The sequence below is a fragment of the Janthinobacterium sp. FT14W genome, from assembly GCF_009208755.1.
Lineage (GTDB): Bacteria > Pseudomonadota > Gammaproteobacteria > Burkholderiales > Burkholderiaceae_D > Janthinobacterium > Janthinobacterium violaceinigrum.
Genome location: NZ_WFLL01000091.1, coordinates 1 through 7,056 on the forward strand (window position 1 = coordinate 1; position 7,056 = coordinate 7,056).

The 7,056-nt window shown below is 66.6% G+C and carries 4 protein-coding genes and 1 pseudogene; 1 reads left to right on the top strand and 4 read right to left on the bottom strand.

Annotated elements, in window-relative coordinates; translation table 11 throughout:
• Positions 1-104, top strand: a pseudogene (locus tag GCN74_RS27860) (IS5/IS1182 family transposase); the annotation flags it as partial.
• A gap of 17 nt (positions 105-121) precedes the next feature.
• Here the strand turns inward: GCN74_RS27860 and GCN74_RS27865 are convergent.
• From GCN74_RS27865 to GCN74_RS27880, 4 genes are all read right to left on the bottom strand, one after another.
• A complete protein-coding gene (locus GCN74_RS27865) occupies positions 122-3,760 on the bottom strand; it encodes an EAL domain-containing protein (protein WP_152259664.1) in 3,639 nt (1,212 codons plus the stop codon).
• A 301-nt stretch (positions 3,761-4,061) separates the two neighbouring features.
• Positions 4,062-5,021, bottom strand: a complete 960-nt coding sequence (locus tag GCN74_RS27870) for an alpha/beta fold hydrolase (protein WP_152259665.1) — start codon at positions 5,019-5,021, stop codon at positions 4,062-4,064.
• Entirely contained in the window at positions 5,018-6,658 is a 1,641-nt protein-coding gene (locus GCN74_RS27875; RefSeq protein WP_152259666.1) for a GMC family oxidoreductase, read from the bottom strand. Before GCN74_RS27875 ends, GCN74_RS27870 begins: the two co-directional genes overlap by 4 nt.
• A 10-nt stretch (positions 6,659-6,668) precedes the next feature.
• A partial coding sequence (locus GCN74_RS27880) for a hypothetical protein (RefSeq protein WP_152259667.1) occupies positions 6,669-7,056 on the bottom strand: 388 nt, incomplete at its 5' end.

Here is a 7,056-nt window from a genome sequence, read left to right on the forward strand (position 1 = left end):
ACCGCCTGAAAGATTTCCGCGCCGTCGCAACTCGCTACGATAAACGCGGACACAACTATCTGGCAGTCGTGATTATCGCAACAATGATTCTATGGCTCCTCTGAAATCAGTCAGATAGACCCTAGGCCGCCGCTTTCACGGGGCCGTGCAGCAGCTTGTGCAGGCGGAAGCCTTCGCGGATATTCTCGCGCAGCACGGAGCCTTTCCACGGCTTGGTATAGAAACGGTCGACGGCGCCGCGGTTGATGGCCGCCATGATGGGGGTCAGGTCGGCAAAGGCCGACAGCATGATGCGGAAGGTGTCGGGGCACAGGTGCTTGACCCGCTCCATGAATTCGGTGCCGCTCATGAGCGGCATGCACTGGTCGCACAGGATCACCTGCACCTTGTGGCGCGCCAGGATGTCGAAGCCCTCGGCCGCCGTCTGCGCCGTGAGGATGCGGTAGCCGTCCTGCGCCAGGAAGTCGCTGAGCACGTCGAGCATGAAGACATCGTCGTCGACGATCAGCAAGGTCTGCTGCTCGTCCCCGCCGGCATCGTGCGGCGCCTGCAGCAGCTTGCCGCCCATCAGCATCTGCTCGAATTCCTCGTGCGGCACGGGGCGGCTGAAATAATAGCCCTGCATCTCGTCGCAGCCGTGGCGCCGCAGGTAGGCCAGCTGCGCATCGTTTTCCACGCCTTCGGCGATCACCTCGAGCTTCATGCTGTGCGCCATGCTGATGATGGCCAGCACGATGGCCGCGTCGTCCGGATTGCTGGTCACTTCGCGCACGAAGGCGATATCGATCTTCAGCTTGTCGATGGGGAAGCGCTTCAGGTAGGCCAGGCTGGAATAGCCGGTGCCGAAATCGTCGATGGAAATCTGGATGCCCAGCGCCTTCAGGTTGCGCAGCACGGCGATGGTTTCCTCGGCATTCGACATCAGCGAGCTTTCCGTCAGCTCCAGTTCCAGCAGCTCGGGCGCGATCTCGTGCTTGCGGATCGCCTTGAGCACTTCCTCCTCCAGGCCGCCGACGAAAAACTGGATGCCCGACACGTTCACCGACAGGTGCACGGGGCCGATGCTGCTGGCGCCCCACTCGCTGATCTTCCTGCAAGCCTCGTCGAGCACCCAGTTACCGACGCGCACGATCAGCCCCGTTTCTTCCAGCAGGGGGATGAACAGGGCCGGCGACACCATGCCGTGGCCGGGGCGGCGCCAGCGTATCAGCGCCTCGGCGCCGCTGATGCGTCCCGAGATGATGTTCACCTTGGGCTGGAAGAACAGCACGAATTCCTCGTTGTCGATGGCGCGCCGCAGGGCGTTTTCCATGTCCAGCCGCGCCATCGACTGCGCGTTCATTTCCGCCGTGAAGAAGCGGAAGGCATCGCGGCCCGCTTCCTTGGCGCGGTACATGGCCGTGTCGGCATATTGAATCAGGGTGTCCGCATCGACGCCATCGTCGGGGTACACGGAAATGCCGATGCTGACCGTGACCGTCACCTCGTGGCCCTGCAGGTCGAAGGGCTTGCGCATCGCTTCGCGGATCTTGTCGACCACGCCCACGGCATGCTGGGCACCTTCGGGCAGCAGCAGGATGGTGGCAAATTCATCGCCGCCAAAGCGGCCGATGGTGTCGCGCACGCGCAGGCAATCGACGAGGCGGCTGGAAAACTGGCGCAGCAGGTCGTCGCCGATGGTGTGGCCCAGGGTGTCGTTGATATTCTTGAAGCGGTCGATGTCCATGAACAGCACGGCCACGGCCCACTGGTGTTCGGCCGCCTGGGCCAGCGAATGGGTCAGCGAGGCGAAAAACTGGCTGCGGTTCGGCAAGCCCGTCAAGGTGTCGAAATGGGCCAGCTTCATCAGGCGCTGCTCGGCATCCTTGCGCTCGGTGATATCGCGCGCCACCGCCACCAGGATCCAGCTCTGCCCCGAGCGCAGGGTGCGCCGCTGCACCTCCACCGACAGCGGCGAGCCATCCTTGCGCTGCAGCTGCAATTCCGCCATGGGGCCGCCCTGGTCGCCCGCCAGCAGCTTGTTGTACAGTTCTTCCAGCTGGGTCTCGCCCTCGTTCGCGCGGCCCGGCCCCACGCGCAGGAAATCCTCGCGCTCGAAGCCCAGCATGCGGCAGGCAGTCTGGTTGACGTCGACGAAGCACATGCCGGCGCGGTCGACGAGGAAAATCGCGTCGGCCGTGGCGTCCATCGCCAGGCGGAAGCGGCGCAAGTCTTCATCGAGGCGGATGCGCGCCGCCATGTCCAGGGTCAGCTGCTCGTGGTGGCGCTTGATCTCGTCGTACAGCAGCAGGTTGTCGTAGGCGACGGCGATCTGCGCCGCCACCGTGGCGGCGACGCGCTCGTCGACTTCGGAAAACTCGTTCGCCCCCAACTTGTCGACCAGGTACAGCCAGCCGTGGCTGCGCTCGCGCGAGGCGATGGCGACGCCCAGGAAGGAGTGCACGGGCGGGTGGGTATCGGGCAGGCCCAGCGCGCCGGGGTCGCCCTTCAAGCCGTTCACCCGGTAGGGCTGGCGCTGTTCCAGCAGGCGGCTCAGGATGCCCGTGCGCGGCGCGCTGGCGATGCGCTCGAGGTTTTTCTCGGCGCCGCACGAGGAAAAGTAACTGAGCTTTTCGGCGCCCTCTTCCAGCACGCCGATGCAGGCGTATTTGGAGACGCAGATATTCTGCGCCACCTTGCAGCCCGCCTCGATCAGGGCGCGCGGATCGCGTTCGGCGCCCAGCTCGATGCCCAGCTCGATCAGGGCCGTCAGGCGCAGGCTCACCGCCTGCAGGCTCGATAGCGAACGCGACAGGCGCTCCGTCATGATGGCCAGGTCTTCGGGAATGGCGGCCTGGCCCTCGCGCTGGCTGGCCAGCTGCGAAATCTGCTGGCTGCTGGACTCGAGTTCGTCGAGGTAGCCGCTGACCTGGTGCTCGATGCCGGCCAGCTTGCCCGTGGCGGGCGGGGCCGTGCCGCCGCCGGTGCCCGGCGCATCCGGCACCTGGGCTGCCGCCGGCATCAGTCCCAGCGCTTCATTGACCGTGCGCACGATGACTTCGGGGTCGGACGGCTTGGGCAGCACCCAGCGCACGCCGCACGCCTGCGCCAGCAGGATCGCTTCCTGCTCGCGGTAGGTGGCCGTATAAAAGATGATGGGCACGTCGGCCAGCGCGGGATCGGCATGCACGCGCGTGACGAATTCGTAGCCGTCCATGTTCGGCATCAGGATGTCGGAGATGATCAGGTCCGGCCGCTCCGTGCGCAGCACTTCCAGCGCGTCGGCGCCATTGGCGGCCTCCAGCAGGCGGTGGCCGCCGTAACCCAGCAGCGCGGTCAGGAACTCGCGGTTCAGCACGTGATCATCGACGATCAGTATCGTAGCTATGTCGTTTTTAACTGGCGTCGACGGCGCCCCGGTTAAAAAAGATTCCAGCTCCGCCACGAACAGGTCGGGCTCGATCGGTTTGCCGATATACCCGTTGAAACCCGCTTCGAGCAGGCGTTCGCGGTCGCCCACCATGGCCAGCGCCGTCACGGCCAGGGCCGGGATCTTGCGCAGCAGCGGGTCTTTCTTCAGCTCCGCCACCACGCCATAGCCGTCGAGCTTGGGCAAATGCACGTCGCAGATGATCAAGTCCGGCAATTCGCTGCGCGCCATGCGCACGCCCTCTTCGCCGTCATAGGCGGCCAGCGGCGTGTACCCGAAGGCACGCAACAGGTACACCATCAATTCCATATTGGTGGCGTTATCTTCGATAATCAGGATACGTGCGGACAATTAGCACCCCCAATAAAAACGGCATGGACTCATTTTCTGCCTGCACCCATCTTTCCGCATGCGCGGTCAACATAATAATCCTACAACATTCTGCCATGCACCCCGCAAATATCTCGCGTACGGAACGCCATGGGGCGGCAACTACGGCCTCGGCCATCATCGCTGGCCGCTGCCTTCCTGATGCTAGCTTAATACAGGACGCCAGTGGAAAACAGGATTTTCTAAGCGTGCGGCTCTCAAACGGAGGCAACAGCGAGGTCAAGACAGACAGTCTTGCCATGCAGATAAAACACAACAGGCGTCAGGAAAAACGGGGGCAAGACGGGGGCTGGGCGGCTTCGTACTTGATAGTGATTTCCGCTAACAGCTGACGCAGCACGCGCGCATCGCTGGCCAGTGCCACGTGGCCGATGCCGCCGAAGGCAAGATTGCGCGCGCCGGGCAAGTGCGCGGATGATTGTGGCGCGACGATATTATCGTGGTGCGAGTAAATCGACGTGATCAGGGCGCGCGTTTCCCCCGTCTCGCTGGCGGCCAGCTGCGCCAGCCAGCCGCTGGGCGCGCCGCCGATACGGCTCATCTGGCGCGCATTCGTCCCCGCCGCCAGCTTGGCCAGCGCCGTGCCGTGGTGCGGCGTGCCGATGGTGATGATGCGCGCCACGCGGGCTGCGCCGTAGTGGCGCAGCCAGGCACGCGCCACCAGGCCGCCCATGCTGTGCGCGACGATGATGGCTTGCGGCTTGCCCGTGAGCGTGCACAGCGCCTGCAGCGCCTGCTCCACTTGCACCACGTAGTCATCGATGCTGGCATCGAAGGGTTCCAGGTCGACCGCCTTGTGCACGATGCCCGCCTGCGCCAGTTGCCGGCTCAGCTTTGTCCAGTAGCCGCCATTGCACACATAACCGTGCACCAGCAACACCGGCAGGCCCTGGCCAGCCGTGATGCCGTCGGCCGCATGCAGGCGCGGACGCAGCATGCCCCACGACGAGGTCCACAGCGTGGCGCGCAGCTCGCCGAAAAACAGGCGCGCGGCGCCCAGGGCGCCCAGCTGGCAAGCGGGCGGCACGGGACTGCCCTGGCGCCGGCTTGCCCGGAAATTGCGCGCCACGATCAGCGCGCGCACGGCCAGCAGCATGGCGACCGCCAGCAGCAGGGCCAGCACCGGCGAGTCCACGCCCCACGCCTGCCTGGCCAGGTACGCCACCCCCAGCACGGCCAGCACCTGCAGCAGCATCAGCCACTTGAGGATGCGCGCGATCATGCGGCCGCTGGGACGGGCATGGGCACGGGGGCCGGCTTCCCCGTCAATTGCTGCGCCAGGCCGCTGGCCAGGCGCGCGGCCAGCGCATAGATCGTCAACTGCGGATTGGCGCCTATCGAGGTGGGAAACAGCGCGCCGTCGTGCACGGACAGGTTGCGCACGCCGTGGTAGCGGCCATCGGCGCCCGTCACGCCCAGGCGCGCATCGTCCGACATGGCGCAGCCGCCCATCACGTGGGCCGACACCACCCTGGCCAGCAGCGCCTTCATCGGCAAGTCGCCGATGGCCTGCTTCGCCTGCGCCCAGCTGCTGTAGTGACTGGCCAGCTCGTGCACGGGATACACGCTTTTCGCGCCCGCCGCGAACTGGATTTCCGCCATCGTCAGCAGCGCGCGCCGCACGCCATCCCAGATGAAGGGCGTGAGCGGATAGTCGAGCACGGGCGCACCGAAGCTGTCGAGCGACACGCTGCCGCCCGCCGCGTCGTGGTGAAAGCCGTCGCGCAGCAGCGCCAGCAGGGCATGCGCATGGGGGAATTCGCGCATGGTGCGCGCATGTTCGTCGCCGAAACCGCCCATGGTGGTGGCCATCAGCAGCGGGTGCAGGGGCGGCGCTTCGAGCTTGTAGCCGATGGGGCCATCGATGGGTGCCCCATGCAGGAAATGGTCGGAATAGATCGTCTGCGGCGCGCCCGCATACGCGTCGACCCGCTGCGGGAACAGCCCCGCAGAGATCACCGTCGGATGCAGGAAGGTGCGCCGGCCCAGCAAGCCGTGCGGGTCGGGCGCCTGCGAGCGCAGCAGCAGCGCCGGCGAATTGATGGCGCCGCCGGCCAGCACGAAGTGCTTGGCGCGCACCGTGATGCGCACGCCCGTGGGCGCCTGGCCCGCCGCGTCGAGCGCCGCCACCTGCAGGCTGTCGATGCGCTCGCCCTTGAAAAGGAAACGCTGCGCGCGCGCATGCACGAGCAGGCCCGCGCCCAGCGCCAGCGCCGCGGGTATCGTCGTCACCAGCATCGACTGCTTGGCGTTGGTGGGGCAGCCCATGCCGCAGTAGCCGAGGTTCCAGCAGCCGTTCACGTTGCGCCGGATGGCGGCCGTGGGTATGCCCAGCGCGGTGGCGCCACGGCGCAACAAGTCGTTGTTTTCATTCGGCGGCGCGGCCCAGTCGCTCACGTGCAGGCGCCGCTCCATCATGGCGAACCACGGCGCCATGGCGTCCACCGAATAGCCGGCCAGGCCGAAATGCCTGCGCCAGTATTCCAGGGTGCCGGGCGGCGTGCGGAAACTCGAGGTCCAGTTGACGGTAGTGGACCCGCCCACCGTGCGTCCCTGCAGTATATTGATGGCCTTGTCGCGCGTCTTGCGCGCGGCCGACTCCTGGTACAGCGCGGGATAGGCGTCCGCTTCGCGCATCTTGAAGTCGCGCGAAGACTTCAAGCCGCCCTCTTCGACGATCAGAACCTTCAGGCCGGCCAGCGCGAGGATTTCCGCCGTCACGCCGCCGCCGGCGCCACTGCCGATGACGACCACGTCGGCCTCCAGGGTGCGGTCTTCCGTCATGCTGCCGGCGTCGGTGACGTGCCAGCCGCTGGCCACGCCGAGGGCGATGGGGTCGGGTATGGGAGATGTGCTCATGGCGGCCTTCTCAGCTCAGTTCGGGCAGCGGCCCCGGGTAGCCGATGGCGGCCCAGTGGGCGGCATCGGCGTACCAGGCGCCGAGTATCAGGTCGTGCAGGGCCAGGTAGGCCGTCTGCAGGGTGGCCAGGCGGTGCGTGCGCCACGACTGCAGGAAGGCCGCCACCTGGGCCGGATCGGCTTCGGGCCAGCCGCCTTGCACGCCCGCGACAAAGCGCCGCGCGGGCGCCAGCGCCAGCAAGCCGAACAGATCCTGCACTTCCTGCTGGGCCGCCAGCGGCAAGCCGTGGATGGCCGTCTCCACGCCGGCGATGGCGCCAGCGAGCGCCGCGGTCCGGGCGCCCGCTTCCTGCGGCAGCGCGCTGCCCAGCATGGCCGGCACGATGGCCGCCAGCGCC

Excerpts from the sequence above, each read along its gene's own strand:
- GCN74_RS27870 (WP_152259665.1), bottom strand. The coding sequence starts at position 5,021 with ATGATCGCGCGCATCCTCAAGTGGCTGATGCTGCTGCAGGTGCTGGCC.
- GCN74_RS27875 (WP_152259666.1), bottom strand. The coding sequence starts at position 6,658 with ATGAGCACATCTCCCATACCCGACCCCATCGCCCTCGGCGTGGCCAGC.